This window comes from Limimaricola sp. G21655-S1 (genome assembly GCF_027213785.1).
In the GTDB taxonomy this organism is placed as follows: domain Bacteria; phylum Pseudomonadota; class Alphaproteobacteria; order Rhodobacterales; family Rhodobacteraceae; genus Limimaricola.
Map to the genome: position 1 here is coordinate 1 of NZ_JAPWGO010000122.1, position 349 is coordinate 349.

Consider the following 349-nt stretch of genomic DNA (forward strand, 5'->3'; position numbering starts at 1 on the left):
GTTGCGATCTGCGAACATGTAGCAGGGATGTCCCCATTTGACCGTCTCTTTCAAATCGGCCGAGAGGCAAATACTGCGCAACTGCGCCAGACCCTCTTGCCAATCCTTGATTGAGCAATCCGGCGTGCTGAAGCGCGCGCAACGTCCGCAGCCTTTTGAAAAATAGGTCTCGATATCCGTGATCATCATATCGCGAGCCTATCACGCCGTGGTGTTATGCGCATCTTTGCTGTGGTCCTGAGCCTCTGGCGGTTGTCTTGGTTACACCCCGACTAGGCTTGCCATGTCATGCGTCCGGCGCAGAATGTGAAGGCGGCGCGCGCTTGGTTCAGGGTCTCAGGATCCATGG

At 56.2% G+C, this 349-nt stretch carries 1 protein-coding gene; it reads right to left on the bottom strand.

Features of this window, described 5'->3' with window-relative positions:
* A partial coding sequence (locus O4G76_RS20125; protein WP_373568058.1) for a DUF1801 domain-containing protein occupies positions 1–189 on the bottom strand: 189 nt, incomplete at its 3' end.
* Positions 190–349 lie beyond the last annotated feature (160 nt).